The 17,037-nt window shown below is 54.0% G+C and carries 19 protein-coding genes and 1 pseudogene; 14 read left to right on the top strand and 6 right to left on the bottom strand.

Annotated features, from left to right (window positions below; genetic code table 11):
• Positions 1 to 2: 2 nt before the first annotated feature.
• On the bottom strand, positions 3 to 1,499 hold the full coding sequence (gene ftsY / locus C1P89_RS21285; protein ID WP_001040672.1) for a signal recognition particle-docking protein FtsY: 1,497 nt from the start codon (positions 1,497 to 1,499) through the stop codon (positions 3 to 5).
• A gap of 149 nt (positions 1,500 to 1,648) precedes the next feature.
• Between ftsY and rsmD the strand changes: the two genes are divergently transcribed.
• Entirely contained in the window at positions 1,649 to 2,245 is a 597-nt protein-coding gene (gene rsmD, locus C1P89_RS21280; RefSeq protein WP_000743193.1) for a 16S rRNA (guanine(966)-N(2))-methyltransferase, read from the top strand.
• Entirely contained in the window at positions 2,235 to 2,504 is a 270-nt protein-coding gene (locus C1P89_RS21275; protein ID WP_001295207.1) for a DUF1145 family protein, read from the top strand. Before rsmD ends, C1P89_RS21275 begins: the two co-directional genes overlap by 11 nt.
• Before the next feature lie 2 nt (positions 2,505 to 2,506).
• On the opposite strand, the gene C1P89_RS21270 is transcribed toward C1P89_RS21275, so the two are convergent.
• On the bottom strand, positions 2,507 to 2,866 hold the full coding sequence (locus tag C1P89_RS21270) for a DUF2500 domain-containing protein (RefSeq protein WP_000042900.1): 360 nt from the start codon (positions 2,864 to 2,866) through the stop codon (positions 2,507 to 2,509).
• Between the two features lie 140 nt (positions 2,867 to 3,006).
• Between C1P89_RS21270 and C1P89_RS21265 the strand changes: the two genes are divergently transcribed.
• Both C1P89_RS21265 and zntA read left to right on the top strand, forming a co-directional pair.
• Positions 3,007 to 3,633, top strand: coding sequence for a lysoplasmalogenase (locus C1P89_RS21265; protein ID WP_000964716.1), 627 nt, complete (start codon positions 3,007 to 3,009; stop codon positions 3,631 to 3,633).
• 73 nt (positions 3,634 to 3,706) lie between these two features.
• A complete protein-coding gene (gene zntA / locus C1P89_RS21260) occupies positions 3,707 to 5,905 on the top strand; it encodes a Zn(II)/Cd(II)/Pb(II) translocating P-type ATPase ZntA (protein ID WP_000106527.1) in 2,199 nt (732 codons plus the stop codon).
• A 101-nt stretch (positions 5,906 to 6,006) separates the two neighbouring features.
• On the opposite strand, the gene tusA is transcribed toward zntA, so the two are convergent.
• Positions 6,007 to 6,252 (bottom strand): sulfurtransferase TusA, encoded by a 246-nt coding sequence (gene tusA, locus C1P89_RS21255; protein ID WP_000130621.1) that lies wholly within the window; start codon positions 6,250 to 6,252, stop codon positions 6,007 to 6,009.
• A gap of 220 nt (positions 6,253 to 6,472) precedes the next feature.
• Here tusA and C1P89_RS21250 point away from each other — a divergent pair, with 220 nt between their 5' ends.
• Together C1P89_RS21250 and dcrB are read left to right on the top strand one after the other, a co-directional pair.
• Complete coding sequence (locus tag C1P89_RS21250) at positions 6,473 to 7,138, top strand: 7-cyano-7-deazaguanine/7-aminomethyl-7-deazaguanine transporter (protein WP_001100468.1); 666 nt, start codon at positions 6,473 to 6,475, stop codon at positions 7,136 to 7,138.
• 72 nt (positions 7,139 to 7,210) lie between these two features.
• On the top strand, positions 7,211 to 7,768 hold the full coding sequence (gene dcrB, locus C1P89_RS21245; RefSeq protein ID WP_001245295.1) for a phage sensitivity protein DcrB: 558 nt from the start codon (positions 7,211 to 7,213) through the stop codon (positions 7,766 to 7,768).
• A gap of 3 nt (positions 7,769 to 7,771) precedes the next feature.
• On the opposite strand, the gene C1P89_RS21240 is transcribed toward dcrB, so the two are convergent.
• A complete protein-coding gene (locus C1P89_RS21240) occupies positions 7,772 to 8,989 on the bottom strand; it encodes an MFS transporter (RefSeq protein WP_005143808.1) in 1,218 nt (405 codons plus the stop codon).
• A 131-nt stretch (positions 8,990 to 9,120) separates the two neighbouring features.
• On the opposite strand from C1P89_RS21240, the gene C1P89_RS21235 reads away from it, so the two are divergent.
• From C1P89_RS21235 to nikR, 8 genes are all read left to right on the top strand, one after another.
• The gene (locus tag C1P89_RS21235) at positions 9,121 to 10,170 is read left to right on the top strand and encodes an AI-2E family transporter (protein WP_005140442.1); all 1,050 of its coding nucleotides are present in this window, start codon (positions 9,121 to 9,123) and stop codon (positions 10,168 to 10,170) included.
• A 54-nt stretch (positions 10,171 to 10,224) separates the two neighbouring features.
• Positions 10,225 to 10,812, top strand: coding sequence for a 4'-phosphopantetheinyl transferase AcpT (gene acpT, locus C1P89_RS21230; RefSeq protein ID WP_000285784.1), 588 nt, complete (start codon positions 10,225 to 10,227; stop codon positions 10,810 to 10,812).
• Positions 10,813 to 10,922: 110 nt separating this feature from the next.
• The gene (gene nikA / locus C1P89_RS21225; protein ID WP_000953356.1) at positions 10,923 to 12,497 is read left to right on the top strand and encodes a nickel ABC transporter substrate-binding protein; all 1,575 of its coding nucleotides are present in this window, start codon (positions 10,923 to 10,925) and stop codon (positions 12,495 to 12,497) included.
• On the top strand, positions 12,497 to 13,441 hold the full coding sequence (gene nikB, locus C1P89_RS21220; protein ID WP_000947068.1) for a nickel ABC transporter permease subunit NikB: 945 nt from the start codon (positions 12,497 to 12,499) through the stop codon (positions 13,439 to 13,441). Before nikA ends, nikB begins: the two co-directional genes overlap by 1 nt.
• A complete protein-coding gene (nikC, locus tag C1P89_RS21215; RefSeq protein WP_001008963.1) occupies positions 13,438 to 14,271 on the top strand; it encodes a nickel ABC transporter permease subunit NikC in 834 nt (277 codons plus the stop codon). Before nikB ends, nikC begins: the two co-directional genes overlap by 4 nt.
• Positions 14,271 to 15,035 (top strand): nickel import ATP-binding protein NikD, encoded by a 765-nt coding sequence (gene nikD, locus C1P89_RS21210; RefSeq protein ID WP_001136223.1) that lies wholly within the window; start codon positions 14,271 to 14,273, stop codon positions 15,033 to 15,035. The genes nikC and nikD overlap by 1 nt, the downstream gene beginning before the upstream one ends.
• Positions 15,032 to 15,838, top strand: a complete 807-nt coding sequence (nikE, locus tag C1P89_RS21205; RefSeq protein ID WP_000173703.1) for a nickel import ATP-binding protein NikE — start codon at positions 15,032 to 15,034, stop codon at positions 15,836 to 15,838. Before nikD ends, nikE begins: the two co-directional genes overlap by 4 nt.
• 5 nt (positions 15,839 to 15,843) lie before the next feature.
• Entirely contained in the window at positions 15,844 to 16,245 is a 402-nt protein-coding gene (gene nikR, locus C1P89_RS21200; RefSeq protein WP_001190062.1) for a nickel-responsive transcriptional regulator NikR, read from the top strand.
• Between the two features lie 119 nt (positions 16,246 to 16,364).
• Here nikR and C1P89_RS21195 read toward each other — a convergent pair whose 3' ends face one another.
• Both C1P89_RS21195 and C1P89_RS21190 read right to left on the bottom strand, forming a co-directional pair.
• Positions 16,365 to 16,724 (bottom strand): type II toxin-antitoxin system HicB family antitoxin, encoded by a 360-nt coding sequence (locus C1P89_RS21195; protein WP_000593555.1) that lies wholly within the window; start codon positions 16,722 to 16,724, stop codon positions 16,365 to 16,367.
• Positions 16,721 to 16,994 (bottom strand): annotated as a pseudogene (locus C1P89_RS21190) (type II toxin-antitoxin system HicA family toxin). The gene C1P89_RS21195 and the pseudogene C1P89_RS21190 overlap by 4 nt, the downstream one beginning before the upstream one ends.
• Between the last annotated feature and the right edge of the window lie 43 nt (positions 16,995 to 17,037).

Genomic DNA, 17,037 nt, shown 5'->3' with positions numbered 1-17,037 from the left:
TGTTAATCCTCTCGGGCAAAAAGTGCCTCTATAAAGTCGTCCGCCTTAAACGGACGCAAATCCTCAATACGTTCGCCGACACCAATGTAGCGGATAGGGATACCAAACTGGTCAGCCACCGAGAAAATTACCCCGCCTTTCGCCGTGCCGTCCAGTTTCGTTAGCGTGATGCCGGTTAAGCCAACAGCTTCGTGGAACAGTTTGGCCTGGCTTACCGCGTTCTGCCCGGTGCTGGCATCAATAGTCAGCATAACTTCATGCGGCGCTTCAACGTCGAGTTTCTTCATCACGCGGACGATTTTCTTCAACTCTTCCATCAGGTGCGATTTGTTCTGCAGGCGTCCGGCGGTATCGGCAATCAGGACGTCGATATTACGCGCTTTAGCTGCCTGAATGGCGTCGAAGATAACAGAGGCGGAATCCGCCCCGGTATGCTGGGCAATCACCGGAATATTGTTGCGCTGACCCCAGACCTGAAGCTGTTCAACCGCTGCTGCACGGAAAGTATCGCCCGCCGCCAGCATCACCGATTTACCCTGCTGCTCAAACTGACGTGCCAGCTTACCAATCGTCGTGGTTTTACCCACACCGTTGACGCCCACCATCAGGATCACGAACGGCGTTTTACCTTCAACATTCAGCGGCTCATCGACTTTCGCCAGAATCTCACCCATCTCTTCTTTCAGCAGGCCATAGAGCGCCTCGGCATCACGAAGCTGCTTGCGGGATGCGCCTTCCGTCAGATTGGTGATAATTTTACGTGTGGTTTCCACGCCCACATCGGCGATCAAAAGCTGCTCTTCCAGCTCCTCAAACAGATCATCGTCGATTTTTTTACCGCGGAACAGGCTGATAAATCCGGAACCGAGATTTTCTTTGGTTTTTAACAGGCTGCGTTTCAGGCGCGCGAAGAAACCTTCTTTGGTTGGTTTTTCCTGCTCCTGAGCGATTTCTTCCACCGGCTGCTCTTCTTCTGCCGGAGGAACCACCATCACCGCCTCTTCTGCTGCTTCGGCTGCCAGCGCCTGTGCTTCCAGCTCTTCGTCGGTGATTTCTTCTTTAGCCGCTTCTTCTTCCGCCGCTTTGACAATCTCTACGGTTTCCGCTTCAGCCTGCCACTCTTCTGGCGAAACCTCTTCGGCGTTGACGTCTTCCGGCAACGGCAGCTCTTCACGTTCGATAGCCACTGGCTCCGGCGTTTCTTCTACGACCGGTTCCGGCTGTGCAACAACTTCCGCTTCAGGCTGCGCTTTTTCACTTTCAACAACCTGTTCAGTGACTTCCACAACGTCGGCAGCAAAAGTTTCCGCCTCGGCTTCAGTATGCGCCTGCGGCTGCTCTTCAACGGCTTGTTCCGAAGCCTTCACAGGCTCTTGCGCCTGAACGATTTCTTCTACAACCGGTTGTTCATTCTGAACTTCTGTCTCTTTTTCCGGGGTCTGCTCTTTTTGACCAAAGCCCAGCCAGGAAAAAAAGCCACGTTTTTTTTCTTTCGCCATTTGCGACTACACTCCTCGCTGTTGCTTCATGGCACAGCGTTAACGCTATGTACATAGCAGCTAAAAAAATGATGAAATAGTCTATCACTTAACTTAATTCACATCACCGCCTGCAAGTATGTGTTATCTGGCGGATTGAGCAATTTATCATGAAAAAACCGAATCATTCCGGCAGCGGCCAAATCCGCATTATTGGCGGGCAGTGGCGAGGCCGTAAACTCCCGGTTCCTGATAGCCCAGGTCTGCGCCCCACCACCGACCGCGTACGCGAAACGTTGTTTAACTGGCTGGCTCCGGTCATTGTTGACGCCCAATGTCTGGATTGCTTCGCCGGGAGCGGCGCGCTGGGGCTGGAAGCGTTATCGCGCTACGCTGCGGGGGCCACGTTAATTGAGATGGATCGTGCAGTTTCTCAGCAGTTAATTAAGAATCTGGCGACACTAAAAGCAGGCAATGCACGCGTGGTGAACAGCAACGCGATGTCATTCCTGGCGCAAAAAGGCACACCGCATAATATCGTGTTTGTCGATCCACCGTTCCGCCGTGGCTTGTTAGAAGAGACGATAAATTTACTGGAAGATAACGGCTGGCTGGCTGACGAAGCCCTGATTTATGTCGAAAGCGAAGTCGAAAACGGTCTGCCCACCGTTCCGGCAAACTGGTCGTTACATCGGGAAAAAGTGGCGGGTCAGGTGGCTTATCGGCTGTATCAACGCGAAGCACAAGGAGAAAGTGATGCTGATTAATATTGGTCGTTTGTTAATGCTCTGCGTTTGGGGATTTTTAATCCTCAATCTGGTGCATCCCTTCCCGCGCCCGCTAAATATTTTCGTTAACGTGGCGCTGATTTTTACCGTGCTGATGCATGGTATGCAGCTGGCGCTATTGAAATCCACTTTACCGAAAGATGGCCCGCAGATGACCACCGCCGAAAAGGTACGGATTTTCCTTTTCGGCGTGTTTGAACTGCTGGTCTGGCAGAAGAAATTTAAAGTTAAAAAATAACCTTATTGTTCGCCAACAAAGCTAACAAAGCGCGTTCCTTTATAGCTCAGCGTACCTTTATCGCCCACTGTCAGGGCGTGGTACTGCTGGGCGTCGAGGCGAAACGTCTGCTCCATTCCTCCGCTTTGCGGTTTGAAGCTTGCCTCGTAGCGCATACTGGTGCCTGCCGGAGTCACTTCCTGCTGGCGCGAACGGCGATCGTTAATCGGTTTTTCCCGCTTGTTGCTCACCACCACCAGCTTTTGCTGGAGCGGAGCCATATCATTATCAGCTTTTTCCCGTCGCTGTTGCATAAAACGAAACGATGCGGCGACGACAATTAAGCCAATGATAACAATAAAGAAAAGAGGTGGTTTGCTCATCTTTATCCCTCATCGGAAAATGCGGAAATAAGCATACCCTGCCAGTTATGGTGTTGTCATCCGTCCACCCTCGCCACTAAACTGGAAGCAAGACCGTAGGCATTCCGCTTACGAAAAAATAACGAATTCAAGGAACTAAGATGCTTTGGTCGTTTATCGCTGTCTGTCTTTCCGCATGGCTATCTGTGGATGCATCGTATCGTGGGCCAACCTGGCAACGCTGGGTGTTTAAACCGTTAACCCTTCTTCTCCTGCTGTTACTGGCCTGGCAAGCGCCGATGTTCGACGCCATTAGCTATCTGGTGCTGGCAGGGCTGTGCGCCTCACTGCTGGGCGATGCGCTAACCCTGTTGCCACGTCAACGTCTGATGTACGCCATCGGCGCGTTTTTCCTCTCGCACCTGCTGTACACCATCTATTTCGCCAGTCAGATGACGCTCTCTTTCTTCTGGCCTCTGCCACTGGTGTTGCTGGTTCTGGGTGCGCTGTTACTGGCGATTATCTGGACGCGGCTGGAAGAGTATCGTTGGCCTATCTGCACGTTTATCGGCATGACGCTGGTGATGGTGTGGCTGGCAGGTGAACTGTGGTTCTTCCGTCCGACCGCTCCGGCGCTCTCTGCGTTTGTTGGCGCTTCGTTGCTGTTTATCAGTAACTTTGTCTGGCTGGGGAGCCACTATCGCCGACGCTTCCGTGCGGATAACGCGATTGCTGCGGCCTGCTACTTTGCCGGTCACTTCCTCATCATCCGCTCACTGTATCTCTGATAAAACTTGACTCTGGAGTCGACTCCAGAGTGTATCCTTCGGTTAATGAGAAAAAACTTAACCGGAGTATGCCATGTCGACACCTGACAATCACGGCAAGAAAGCCCCTCAATTTGCTGCGTTCAAACCGCTAACCACGGTACAGAACGCCAACGACTGTTGCTGCGACGGCGCATGCTCCAGCTCGCCAACGCTCTCTGAAAACGTCTCCGGCACCCGCTATAGCTGGAAAGTCAGTGGCATGGACTGCGCCGCCTGTGCGCGCAAGGTAGAAAATGCCGTGCGCCAGCTTGCAGGTGTGAATCAGGTGCAGGTGTTGTTCGCCACCGAAAAACTGGTGGTTGATGCCGACAATGACATTCGTGCACAAGTTGAATCTGCGGTGCAAAAAGCGGGCTATTCCCTGCGCGATGAGCAGGCCGCCGACGAGCCACAAGCATCGCGCCTGAAAGAGAATCTGCCGCTGATTACACTAATCGTGATGATGGCAATCAGCTGGGGTCTGGAGCAGTTCAATCATCCGTTCGGGCAACTGGCGTTTATCGCGACCACGCTGGTTGGGCTGTACCCGATTGCTCGTCAGGCATTACGGCTGATCAAATCCGGCAGCTACTTCGCCATTGAAACCTTAATGAGCGTAGCCGCTATTGGTGCACTGTTTATTGGCGCAACGGCTGAAGCTGCGATGGTGTTGCTGCTGTTTTTGATTGGTGAACGACTGGAAGGCTGGGCCGCCAGCCGCGCGCGTCAGGGCGTTAGCGCGTTAATGGCGCTGAAACCAGAAACCGCCACGCGCCTGCGTAACGGTGAGCGGGAAGAGGTGGCGATTAACAGCCTGCGGCCTGGCGATGTGATTGAAGTCGCCGCAGGTGGGCGTTTGCCTGCCGACGGTAAACTGCTCTCACCGTTTGCCAGTTTTGATGAAAGCGCCCTGACCGGAGAATCCATTCCGGTGGAGCGCGCGACGGGCGATAAAGTTCCTGCAGGAGCCACCAGCGTAGACCGTCTGGTAACGCTGGAAGTGCTGTCAGAACCGGGTGCCAGCGCCATTGACCGGATTCTGAAACTGATCGAAGAAGCCGAAGAGCGTCGCGCCCCCATTGAGCGGTTTATCGACCGTTTCAGCCGTATCTATACGCCCGCGATTATGGCCGTCGCTCTGCTGGTGACGCTGGTGCCACCGCTGCTGTTTGCCGCCAGCTGGCAGGAGTGGATTTATAAAGGGCTGACGCTGCTGCTGATTGGCTGCCCGTGTGCGTTAGTTATCTCAACGCCTGCGGCGATTACCTCCGGGCTGGCGGCGGCAGCGCGTCGTGGGGCGTTGATTAAAGGCGGAGCGGCGCTGGAACAACTAGGTCGTGTTACTCAGGTGGCGTTTGATAAAACCGGTACGCTGACCGTCGGTAAACCGCGCGTTACCGCGATTCATCCGGCAACGGGTATTAGTGAATCTGAACTGCTGACACTGGCGGCGGCGGTCGAGCAAGGCGCGACGCATCCACTGGCGCAAGCCATCGTACGCGAAGCACAGGTTGCTGAACTCGCCATTCCCACCGCCGAATCACAGCGGGCGCTGGTCGGGTCTGGCATTGAAGCGCAGGTTAACGGTGAGCGCGTATTGATTTGCGCTGCCGGGAAACATCCCGCTGATGCATTTGCTGGTTTGATTAATGAACTGGAAAGCGCCGGGCAAACGGTTGTGCTGGTAGTACGTAATGATGACGTGCTGGGTATCATTGCATTGCAGGATACCCTGCGCGCCGATGCTGCAACTGCCATCAGTGAACTGAACGCGCTGGGGGTCAAAGGAGTGATCCTCACCGGCGATAATCCACGTGCAGCGGCGGCAATCGCCGGGGAGCTGGGGCTGGAGTTTAAAGCGGGCCTATTGCCGGAAGATAAAGTCAAAGCGGTGACCAAGCTGAATCAACATGCGCCCCTGGCGATGGTCGGTGATGGTATTAACGACGCGCCAGCGATGAAAGCTGCCGCCATTGGGATTGCAATGGGCAGTGGCACAGACGTGGCGCTGGAAACCGCTGATGCAGCATTAACCCATAACCACCTGCGCGGCCTGGTGCAAATGATTGAACTGGCACGCGCCACTCACGCCAATATCCGCCAGAACATCACCATTGCGCTGGGGCTGAAAGGGATCTTCCTCGTCACCACGCTGTTAGGGATGACCGGCCTGTGGCTGGCGGTGCTGGCAGATACGGGTGCGACGGTGCTGGTGACAGCGAATGCGTTAAGATTGTTGCGCAGGAGATAAGGCAAACCGATCGCAACATTGAGCGCGATCGGTCCCCTCGCCCCTCTGGGGAGAGGGTTAGGGTGAGGGGAAAAGGCGGCATCGAAGCCAATCTTTCCCCATCAACCGCCTTTACGAATCAAATAACGATAAGGCAGTCCATCCGTCTCTTTCGCAACCAGTTCGTGTTCCATAAAGGTACAAAACCCAGGAATATCGCGGGTAGTGGCCGGATCGTCGGCGATAATCAGCAACGTTTCGCCAGGCTGCATATTGCGCACAGTTTTGCGCACCATCATTACGGGTTCCGGGCAGCGCAGGCCAAGTGCGTCGAGTGTGTGGTCAGGGCTGGAAAAGAGATCGGTCATTTTCTTCTCATCACATAAAAAAACGGCGCTAGTTTACGCCCTGTGAGTCCGTAAGCAAACCAGGTTAACGATTGCGTGAAAATTAACCATTGCATTGTCAACGTAAAGCAGTATCATGCGGCGGCTCGAAAAAAGGGTAAGCACGTTATTATGTTAAGGTAACAGACGTGTCGTACGTATTGGGTTCCCTCACCCCAATGGTTAATCAAAAAGGTACAATATGAACGTTTTCTCGCAAACTCAACGCTATAAGGCGTTGTTCTGGTTATCGTTATTTCATCTGCTGGTGATCACCTCCAGTAACTATCTGGTTCAGCTTCCCGTCTCCATTTTGGGTTTCCATACCACCTGGGGCGCGTTTAGCTTCCCGTTTATTTTCCTTGCTACCGACCTGACCGTGCGTATTTTTGGCGCACCGCTGGCCCGTCGTATCATCTTTGCGGTGATGATCCCGGCGTTGCTGATCTCCTACGTCATCTCGTCGCTATTCTATATGGGTTCCTGGCAGGGATTCGGCGCACTCGCCCACTTCAACCTGTTTGTCGCCCGTATCGCCACCGCCAGTTTCATGGCCTACGCGCTGGGACAGATCCTCGACGTGCACGTTTTTAACCGCCTGCGTCAGAGTCGCCGCTGGTGGCTGGCACCGACAGCGTCCACACTGTTCGGTAACGTCAGCGACACGCTGGCCTTTTTCTTCATTGCCTTCTGGCGTAGCCCGGATGCCTTTATGGCTGAACACTGGATGGAAATCGCGCTGGTCGATTACTGTTTCAAAGTGTTAATCAGTATCGTTTTCTTCCTGCCAATGTATGGCGTATTACTCAATATTCTGTTGAAAAGACTGGCAGATAAATCCGAAATCAACGCTTTGCAGGCGAGTTAAAGGTTCGTTATCAGAGTTGTGATAAGATGGATGAATGAGCCGTTATGGCCGTTTATCGAAAGGAAGAAGTCAATGCGCAATCTGGTTAAATATGTCGGAATTGGCCTGCTGGTTATGGGGCTTGCGGCCTGTGATGATAAAGACACTAACGCTACGGCGCAGGGTTCGGTCGCGGAAAGTAACGCTACCGGGAATCCCGTCAACCTGCTTGATGGCAAGTTAAGTTTCTCGCTGCCAGCGGATATGACCGACCAGAGCGGTAAGCTGGGAACGCAGGCCAATAACATGCATGTCTGGTCCGACGCCACCGGGCAGAAAGCAGTCATCGTCATCATGGGCGATGATCCGAAAGAAGATCTGGCGGTGTTGGCGAAGCGTCTGGAAGATCAGCAACGTAGCCGCGATCCGCAGCTGCAAGTGGTAACCAACAAAGCCATTGAGCTGAAAGGTCACAAAATGCAGCAGTTAGACAGTATTATCTCCGCGAAAGGCCAGACGGCGTACTCTTCCGTTATTCTGGGTAACGTGGGTAATCAACTGCTGACCATGCAAATTACTCTGCCAGCTGACGATCAGCAAAAAGCGCAGACCACCGCAGAAAACATCATTAATACGCTGGTTATTCAGTAAGTTTTAAGATGATGAGGCGGCCTCAGGGACGTGTTCCGGAGGCCGTTTTTTTAATCGCCACGTCAGTAATAACGCGATTGCGACCAGTCCCGCCGCCGCCAGATAAATCACCGGTACGCCCGCCCAGCTCATCACCAGCCCAGCCAGTGGTCCGGTCACGCCAAGCGATAAATCCATAAATACGGTGTAAGTTGCCAGCGCCGCCCCCTGATTTTGCTGCGGAACCGCTTTTACCGCCACTACGCCCAATGCCGGGAACACCAGCGAAAACCCTGCCCCCGCCAGTAAGACGCCGACTTTCGCCATCCACAGCATAGTCGCCACGCCAACCAGTAGCAGGCCGATTATCTCAACGCTAAAGCAAATCATCGCCACGTTTAAGCCGCCGATACGGTTAATGCCGTTAGGGAATAACAAACGCGTACCGACAAACGCACAGCTAAACAGCGTCAGCGCGAAAGCCGCACCGTCCCAACCTTTAGCGTCATAAAACAGCGTGATAAAGGTGGCGATGACGCCAAATCCGGCAGAAGCCAGTGCCAGTGCCATACCGTACAGCCAGACGCGCCCAAGCACCGCGCGAAACGGCAGCGGTTTGCCTTTACTGGCTTTTACCGTCGGACGCGGGATCGCCAACAAAATGGCCACCAGCGCCACGCCCATAATGATTAACGCTAACGCCTGCAAGCCGCCCCAGTGATAAAACACGACGCCTAACGGCGCACCCATCGCCATCGCCCCGTAATTGACAATGCCGTTCCACGAAATCACTCGCCCGATATGCAGCGAGCCAACCACGCCAACGCCCCACAGGGTCGATCCCGTTCCGGCAAAACTTTGCCCAATCCCAAGGATCACGCGTCCCAGGCAAAGTAATAACAGGCTGATGACGGGCAGACTGGCGGTTAATCCTGCCGTCAGATATCCCAGACCGCTCAAAAAGCAGCCGCATAAACCGAAGACGACAATCTTTTTGGGGCCCAGCAAATCGGCGTAACGTCCGGCATGAGGACGGCTCAGCAAGGTGGCGAAATATTGCAGGCTGATAACCAATCCTGCCCAGAAAGCGCTAAAGCCCATCACATCATGGACATAGCCCGGTAATACAGCGAGCGGCAACCCGATGGTGAGGTAGCTGGCGAAGTTAAACATGACAATGGAGACAATGCGCAAATTCAGGCGCAATCCGTTTAGCGCGGGTTCGGCTACGGGTTCGGGCATGAGGATCACCACATTTTTACAACAGTGTTTCATTTTTACCACGTGCTGACGTGAAAATCAGCAGTAAGAATCAGAATATTGCTGGCGTGACTCCCGCTACACTTAATACAAAAAGTCACAAGGAAGCCCCAATGGAAATCCCTCAACCCGATAAAACGGGCATGCACATTCTGCTCAAGCTGGCCTCGCTGGTAGTGATCCTCGCGGGCATTCACGCAGCGGCAGATATCATTGTGCAGCTGTTACTGGCGCTGTTTTTTGCCATCGTCCTCAACCCGCTCGTTACCTGGTTTATTCGTCGGGGAGTACAACGCCCCGTTGCCATTACGATTGTAGTGGTGGTGATGCTGATCGCACTAACCGCGCTGGTCGGCGTACTGGCGGCATCGTTTAACGAATTTATCTCTATGCTGCCGAAGTTTAATAAGGAGCTGACGCGCAAACTTTTTAAATTGCAGGAGATGTTGCCTTTTCTTAATTTGCATATGTCGCCGGAGCGAATGCTGCAGCGGATGGACTCGGAAAAAGTGGTTACCTTCACCACAGCGCTAATGACCGGGCTTTCCGGGGCAATGGCGAGCGTGCTTTTGCTGGTGATGACCGTAGTTTTTATGCTGTTTGAAGTGCGCCACGTCCCTTACAAAATGCGTTTTGCGCTGAATAACCCACAGATTCACATCGCAGGATTACACCGCGCACTTAAAGGCGTTTCGCACTATCTTGCATTGAAGACGCTACTCAGTTTATGGACAGGTGTCATCGTCTGGCTGGGGCTGGAGCTGATGGGGGTGCAGTTTGCGCTGATGTGGGCAGTACTGGCGTTTTTGCTCAACTACGTGCCCAATATCGGCGCGGTAATTTCCGCCGTACCGCCAATGATTCAGGTGCTGCTGTTTAATGGTGTTTACGAATGTATTCTGGTCGGCGCATTGTTTTTAGTGGTCCATATGGTCATCGGCAATATTTTAGAACCACGGATGATGGGCCATCGCCTGGGGATGTCCACCATGGTGGTATTTCTTTCATTGTTAATTTGGGGATGGCTGCTCGGCCCGGTAGGGATGCTACTTTCGGTGCCATTAACCAGTGTGTGTAAAATCTGGATGGAAACCACCAAAGGCGGTAGCAAACTGGCGATTTTACTGGGGCCAGGCAGACCGAAAAGTCGGTTACCGGGATGAGGCGACAAGTGATACGATACGCACTTTCATTTTCCATTAAACGTTGGCCCTGATATGTATCGGATAGTTCTGGGGAAAGTTTCGACCTTAAGCGCAGCTCCACTGCCACCGGGTTTACGCGAGCAAGCACCGCAAGGTCCACGACGCGAACGCTGGCTGGCGGGGCGTGCATTGCTTTCGCACACGCTTTCCCCGCTACCGGAGATCATCTATGGCGAACAAGGCAAACCTGCATTCGCGCCGGAAACGCCGCTATGGTTCAACTTAAGCCATAGCGGTGACGATATCGCTCTGCTGTTGAGCGATGAAGGCGAAGTCGGCTGCGATATCGAAGTGATTCGCCCGCGCGCCAACTGGCGCTGGCTGGCGAACGCCGTGTTCAGCCTCGGGGAACACGCTGAAATGGACGCCGTGCATCCTGATCAGCAACTGGAAATGTTCTGGCGCATCTGGACGCGCAAAGAAGCCATCGTTAAACAGCGTGGCGGCAGCGCCTGGCAAATCGTCAGCGTAGATAGCACCTATCACTCCTCGCTGTCAGTCAGCCATTGTCAGCTAGAAAATTTAAGCCTTGCGATCTGCACCCCCACCCCCTTTACGCTCACCGCCGACAGTGTGCAATGGATCGATTCAGTTAACTGATCCGCCCACCCGACTGCCCATCTATTGATCCAGAACAGGTAATCAGTATGACGAATACTTAAAATCGTCATACTTATTTCCGCCATCTATTTTAATCCATTGGGGTTACCATGCTCTCCACACTCCGCCGCACTCTATTTGCGCTGCTGGCTTGTGCGTCTTTTATCGTCCATGCCGCTGCACCAGATGAAATCACTACCGCCTGGCCGGTGAATGTCGGGCCACTAAACCCGCACCTTTACACGCCTAACCAGATGTTCGCCCAGAGCATGGTTTATGAACCATTGGTGAAATATCAGGCAGACGGTTCGGTGATCCCGTGGCTGGCAAAAAGCTGGACTCATTCAGAAGATGGTAAAACCTGGACCTTCACCCTGCGTGATGACGTGAAATTCTCCAACGGTGAACCGTTCGATGCCGAGGCGGCGGCAGAAAACTTCCGCGCAGTGCTCGATAACCGTCAACGTCACGCCTGGCTGGAGCTGGCAAACCAGATTGTTGATGTTAAAGCACTCAGTAAAACAGAGCTGCAAATTACCCTGAAAAGCGCCTACTATCCTTTCCTGCAAGAACTGGCCCTGCCCCGTCCTTTCCGTTTTATCGCTCCCTCGCAGTTTAAAAACCATGAAACCATGAACGGAATTAAAGCGCCGATTGGCACCGGACCGTGGATTTTGCAGGAATCGAAACTGAATCAGTACGATGTCTTCGTCCGTAACGAAAACTACTGGGGCGAAAAGCCAGCGATTAAAAAGATCACCTTTAACGTCATCCCGGACCCGACTACCCGCGCGGTGGCGTTTGAAACTGGCGATATCGACCTGCTGTACGGAAACGAAGGGTTATTACCGCTCGATACCTTCGCCCGCTTTAGCCAGAATCCGGCTTACCACACCCAACTGTCACAGCCGATCGAAACCGTGATGCTGGCGCTCAATACCGCCAAAGCCCCCACCAACGAGCTGGCAGTACGTGAAGCTCTTAATTACGCGGTAAACAAAAAATCGCTGATTGATAACGCGTTATATGGCACCCAGCAGGTCGCCGACACCCTGTTTGCCCCTTCTGTGCCTTACGCTAATCTCGGCCTGAAACCGCGCCAGTACGATCCGCAGAAAGCGAAAGAGTTGCTGGAAAAAGCCGGTTGGACGCTGCCTGCGGGCAAAGACATCCGCGAGAAAAATGGTCAGCCGCTGCGCATTGAACTGTCGTTCATCGGCACCGATGCGTTAAGCAAATCGATGGCGGAAATCATTCAGGCTGATATGCGCCAGATTGGCGCAGATGTCTCGCTGATTGGCGAAGAAGAGAGCAGTATCTATGCTCGTCAGCGCGACGGTCGTTTTGGCATGATTTTCCACCGCACCTGGGGCGCGCCATACGATCCACACGCCTTCCTGAGTTCAATGCGCGTACCGTCGCACGCTGACTTCCAGGCACAGCAAGGATTAGCCGACAAGCCGCTGATTGATAAAGAGATCGGCGAAGTGCTGGCGACCCATGACGAAACGCAACGTCAGGCGCTGTATCGCGACATTTTGACCCGTCTGCATGACGAGGCGGTTTATCTGCCTATCAGCTACATCTCGATGATGGTGGTATCAAAACCGGAGCTGGGTAATATCCCCTACGCGCCGATCGCCACCGAAATTCCGTTCGAACAGATTAAACCGGTGAAACCTTAATGTTGCGTTACGTATTACGCCGCTTTCTGCTGCTGATCCCGATGGTGCTCGCCGCCTCGGTGATCATTTTTCTGATGCTGCGCCTCGGTACCGGCGACCCGGCGCTCGATTATCTGCGTTTATCTAACCTGCCGCCGACGCCGGAGATGCTGGCCTCTACCCGCACCATGCTCGGGCTGGATCAGCCGCTGTACGTCCAGTACGGTACCTGGTTGTGGAAGGCGCTGCATCTTGACTTTGGTATCTCATTCGCCAGCCAACGCCCGGTGCTGGACGATATGCTGAACTTCCTGCCCGCCACGCTGGAACTTGCAGGTGCGGCGCTGGTATTAATTCTGCTCACTTCCGTACCGCTCGGTATCTGGGCGGCGCGCCATCGCGACCGTCTGCCGGATTTCGCCGTACGTTTCATCGCGTTTCTTGGCGTGTCGATGCCTAACTTCTGGCTGGCGTTTTTACTGGTGATGGCGTTTTCGGTGTATCTGCAATGGCTACCCGCGATGGGTTACGGCGGCTGGCAGCACATCATTTTGCCTGCGGTTTCCATTGCCTTTATGTCGCTGGCGATTAACGCGCGACTGCTGCGCGCCAGTATGCTGGACGTCGCCGGTCAGCGTCACGTCACTTGGGCGCGTCTGCGCGGCCTGAACGACAAACAGACCGAACGCCGCCATATTCTGCGCAATGCCTCGCTGCCGATGATCACCGCCGTGGGGATGCACATCGGCGAACTGATTGGCGGGACGATGATTATCGAAAACATCTTTGCCTGGCCGGGCGTCGGGCGCTATGCGGTGTCGGCGATTTTTAACCGTGACTATCCGGTGATTCAGTGCTTTACGCTGATGATGGTGGTGGTTTTTGTGGTCTGTAATTTGATTGTCGATTTGCTCAACGCCGCGCTGGACCCGCGCATTCGTCGTCATGAAGGAGCGCACGCGTGAACTTTTTCCTCTCTTCCCGCTGGTCGGTACGCCTGGCGCTGATCATTATCGCCCTGCTGGCGCTGATTGCGCTCACCAGCCAGTGGTGGCTGCCGTATGACCCCCAGGCGATTGATTTGCCGTCGCGCCTGCTTTCGCCGGATGCGCAGCACTGGCTGGGCACCGATCACTTAGGTCGCGATATTTTCTCGCGGCTGATGGCAGCGACCCGCGTGTCGCTCGGTTCGGTAATGGCCTGCCTGCTGCTGGTGCTGACATTAGGGCTGGTTATTGGCGGCAGCGCCGGGTTGATTGGCGGGCGCGTTGATCAGGCCACCATGCGCGTCGCCGATATGTTTATGACCTTCCCGACCTCGATTCTGTCGTTCTTTATGGTTGGCGTGCTCGGCACCGGGCTGACCAACGTAATTATCGCCATCGCCCTGTCGCACTGGGCGTGGTATGCACGCATGGTGCGCAGCTTGGTGATTTCACTACGCCAACGCGAGTTTGTGCTGGCGTCACGGCTTTCCGGTGCGGGCCATGTGCGGGTGTTTGTCGATCATCTGGCAGGCGCGGTGATCCCTTCGCTGCTGGTGCTGGCAACGCTGGATATCGGCCATATGATGCTGCACGTCGCGGGGATGTCTTTCCTTGGCCTCGGTGTGACCGCGCCGACCGCCGAATGGGGCGTGATGATTAACGACGCGCGCCAGTATATCTGGACCCAGCCGCTGCAAATGTTCTGGCCGGGGCTGGCGCTGTTTATCAGCGTGATGGCCTTTAACCTGGTGGGTGACGCACTGCGCGATCATCTGGATCCTCATCTGGTGACGGAGCACGCACACTAATGCCGCAACAGATTGAACTACGTAATATCGCGCTACAGGCCGCGCAGCCGCTGGTACACGGTGTATCGTTAACCCTGCAACGCGGGCGCGTGCTGGCGTTAGTCGGCGGTAGCGGCAGCGGGAAATCATTAACCTGCGCCGCGACGCTGGGCATTTTGCCCGCTGGCGTTCGCCAGACGGCGGGGGAAATTTTAGCCGATGGCAAAGCGGTTTATCCCTGCGCCCTGCGCGGCATCAAAATTGCCACCATCATGCAGAACCCGCGCAGCGCCTTTAATCCGCTACACACCATGCACACCCACGCGCGGGAAACCTGCCTGGCGTTAGGGAAACCCGCCGATGACGCTACGCTTACCGCTGCCATAGAAGCGGTGGGGCTGGAAAACGCCGCGCGCGTGCTGAAGCTGTACCCGTTCGAGATGAGCGGCGGCATGTTGCAGCGCATGATGATTGCGATGGCGGTGCTGTGTGAATCACCGTTTATCATCGCCGATGAACCGACCACCGACCTCGACGTGGTAGCACAGGCGCGCATCCTCGATCTGCTGGAAAGCATTATGCAAAAACAAGCGCCGGGAATGCTGCTGGTCACCCATGATATGGGCGTTGTGGCGCGTCTGGCGGATGACGTGGCGGTGATGTCACAAGGTAAAATTGTCGAACAGGGCGATGTAGAAACGCTGTTTAACGCCCCCAAACATGCGGTAACGCGCAGCCTGGTTTCCGCTCATCTCGCCCTCTACGGTATGGAGCTGGCATCATGACTTTACTTAACGTCTCCGGCCTTTCCCATCACTATGCCCACGGTGGATTTAACGGAAAACATCAACATCAGGCGGTGCTGAATAACGTTTCCCTGACCCTGAAAAGCGGCGAAACCGTCGCCCTGCTGGGGCGCAGCGGCTGCGGGAAAAGTACCCTCGCGCGGTTGCTGGTGGGTTTAGAATCGCCCGCGCAGGGGAATATTAGCTGGCGTGGCGAACCGCTGGCGAAACTCAATCGCGCCCAGCGTAAAGCGTTCCGCCGCGATATTCAGATGGTATTTCAGGACTCCATCAGCGCCGTGAATCCGCGCAAAACCGTGCGCGAGATCCTGCGTGAACCGATGCGCCACCTGCTATCACTGAAAAAATCCGAACAACTGGCGCGCGCCAGCGAAATGCTGAAGGCGGTCGATCTCGATGACAGCGTTCTCGACAAACGCCCACCGCAGTTAAGCGGCGGCCAGCTCCAGCGCGTCTGCCTGGCTCGCGCGCTGGCGGTCGAACCGAAACTACTGATTCTGGATGAAGCCGTTTCTAACCTTGATCTCGTGTTACAGGCGGGCGTCATTCGCCTGCTGAAAAAGCTACAACAACAGTTTGGCACCGCCTGCCTGTTCATCACCCACGACTTACGCCTGGTGGAACGCTTCTGTCAGCGGGTGATGGTGATGGACAACGGACAAATCGTCGAAACCCAGGTGGTGGGAGATAAATTAACCTTTTCCTCTGACGCCGGACGTGTGCTACAAAACGCGGTATTACCCGCATTCCCCGTGCGCCGTCGCACCACAGAAAAGGTTTAACGCAAATGCAACGAGTCACCATCACGCTTGATGACGATTTACTGGAGACGCTGGACAGCCTGAGCCAGCGTCGTGGTTATAACAACCGTTCCGAAGCTATCCGCGATATTCTGCGTAGCGCCCTGGCCCAGGAGGCCACTCAGCAGCACGGCACGCAAGGTTTCGCGGTGCTCTCCTATGTGTATGAACACGAAAAACGCGACTTAGCCAGCCGCATTGTCTCCACCCAGCACCATCACCACGATCTCTCCGTCGCCACGCTGCATGTGCATATCAATCACGACGACTGTCTGGAAATCGCCGTGCTGAAAGGTGATATGGGCGACGTGCAGCATTTTGCCGATGACGTTATCGCCCAGCGCGGCGTGCGGCATGGGCATTTGCAGTGCTTGCCGAAGGAAGATTGAGTTATTTCTGAAACGAGGAAAGAAAAGATATTAACTGAACTTAATTTATAAAATTAAGTTCAGTTGCATAGATAGATCCTGTAAAGGCAGATATTCTGCGTAATGTACGCCGCTAAAATTTATAAATGATTCAAACGCTCATTCAGTGTTTCAATAATATAGGTATTAACAGAGACTTGTTGCTGCGCAGCCGCATTATTAAGGCGTTCACTCAGCGATTCTGGATAGCGTAACGTAAAGGTCTTAATCTTTTCTGTACGCGCATACGGCTCAATACCCGCAGCTTTACAATCCTCAAGATACTCTCGCAGGGAAAGTTCCCCTTCTTTTTGCAGCCCCTGAATGCTGTCAGAGACAAAATCACAATAACCTGACAAGCCCAGGAATTTGCCACGAAATGCATTCAGTTCTGGCACGTAGGTAATAACAGCTGGTTGCCCGGCAATCTCCATAGAGTTTGGCGTCTTCAGTTTGATCATGGTTTTACCCCTATACTTAGTAACCAGTCACGCACGCTTTCTACAGCGCCTTTATCGGTATCTGGCGACGGATGAGGCCGATGGAAACACGCAACGCTCATATTTAGTATGAACTTACAACGCGAACCTCTTCCTTCCTTAATTTCTCCGCCTAATGCTTTAACCAGTGACTCTATATCAGACCACTTGATCCCTTGAGGAACAGGAGTTTTAAATATTTGATCCAATGTATTTTTTTTTCTTCCGTAAAGCCTGTACCTTGGTTCTCATGGCATGTCCTTATGACTTCACTTTATGACATCAATAGTATGAC

It is taken from the genome of Shigella sonnei (genome assembly GCF_002950395.1).
Lineage (GTDB): Bacteria > Pseudomonadota > Gammaproteobacteria > Enterobacterales > Enterobacteriaceae > ECMA0423.
The sequence above is the reverse complement of the archived record's forward strand: the minus strand, read 5'-3'. Positions and strand labels throughout refer to the sequence as shown.

Excerpts from the sequence above, each read along its gene's own strand:
- ftsY (WP_001040672.1), bottom strand. The coding sequence starts at position 1,499 with ATGGCGAAAGAAAAAAAACGTGGCTTTTTTTCCTGGCTGGGCTTTGGT.
- rsmD (WP_000743193.1), top strand. The coding sequence starts at position 1,649 with ATGAAAAAACCGAATCATTCCGGCAGCGGCCAAATCCGCATTATTGGC.
- C1P89_RS21275 (WP_001295207.1), top strand. The coding sequence starts at position 2,235 with ATGCTGATTAATATTGGTCGTTTGTTAATGCTCTGCGTTTGGGGATTT.
- C1P89_RS21270 (WP_000042900.1), bottom strand. The coding sequence starts at position 2,866 with ATGAGCAAACCACCTCTTTTCTTTATTGTTATCATTGGCTTAATTGTC.
- C1P89_RS21265 (WP_000964716.1), top strand. The coding sequence starts at position 3,007 with ATGCTTTGGTCGTTTATCGCTGTCTGTCTTTCCGCATGGCTATCTGTG.
- zntA (WP_000106527.1), top strand. The coding sequence starts at position 3,707 with ATGTCGACACCTGACAATCACGGCAAGAAAGCCCCTCAATTTGCTGCG.
- tusA (WP_000130621.1), bottom strand. The coding sequence starts at position 6,252 with ATGACCGATCTCTTTTCCAGCCCTGACCACACACTCGACGCACTTGGC.
- C1P89_RS21250 (WP_001100468.1), top strand. The coding sequence starts at position 6,473 with ATGAACGTTTTCTCGCAAACTCAACGCTATAAGGCGTTGTTCTGGTTA.
- dcrB (WP_001245295.1), top strand. The coding sequence starts at position 7,211 with ATGCGCAATCTGGTTAAATATGTCGGAATTGGCCTGCTGGTTATGGGG.
- C1P89_RS21240 (WP_005143808.1), bottom strand. The coding sequence starts at position 8,989 with ATGCCCGAACCCGTAGCCGAACCCGCGCTAAACGGATTGCGCCTGAAT.
- C1P89_RS21235 (WP_005140442.1), top strand. The coding sequence starts at position 9,121 with ATGGAAATCCCTCAACCCGATAAAACGGGCATGCACATTCTGCTCAAG.
- acpT (WP_000285784.1), top strand. The coding sequence starts at position 10,225 with ATGTATCGGATAGTTCTGGGGAAAGTTTCGACCTTAAGCGCAGCTCCA.
- nikA (WP_000953356.1), top strand. The coding sequence starts at position 10,923 with ATGCTCTCCACACTCCGCCGCACTCTATTTGCGCTGCTGGCTTGTGCG.
- nikB (WP_000947068.1), top strand. The coding sequence starts at position 12,497 with ATGTTGCGTTACGTATTACGCCGCTTTCTGCTGCTGATCCCGATGGTG.
- nikD (WP_001136223.1), top strand. The coding sequence starts at position 14,271 with ATGCCGCAACAGATTGAACTACGTAATATCGCGCTACAGGCCGCGCAG.
- nikE (WP_000173703.1), top strand. The coding sequence starts at position 15,032 with ATGACTTTACTTAACGTCTCCGGCCTTTCCCATCACTATGCCCACGGT.
- nikR (WP_001190062.1), top strand. The coding sequence starts at position 15,844 with ATGCAACGAGTCACCATCACGCTTGATGACGATTTACTGGAGACGCTG.
- C1P89_RS21195 (WP_000593555.1), bottom strand. The coding sequence starts at position 16,724 with ATGATCAAACTGAAGACGCCAAACTCTATGGAGATTGCCGGGCAACCA.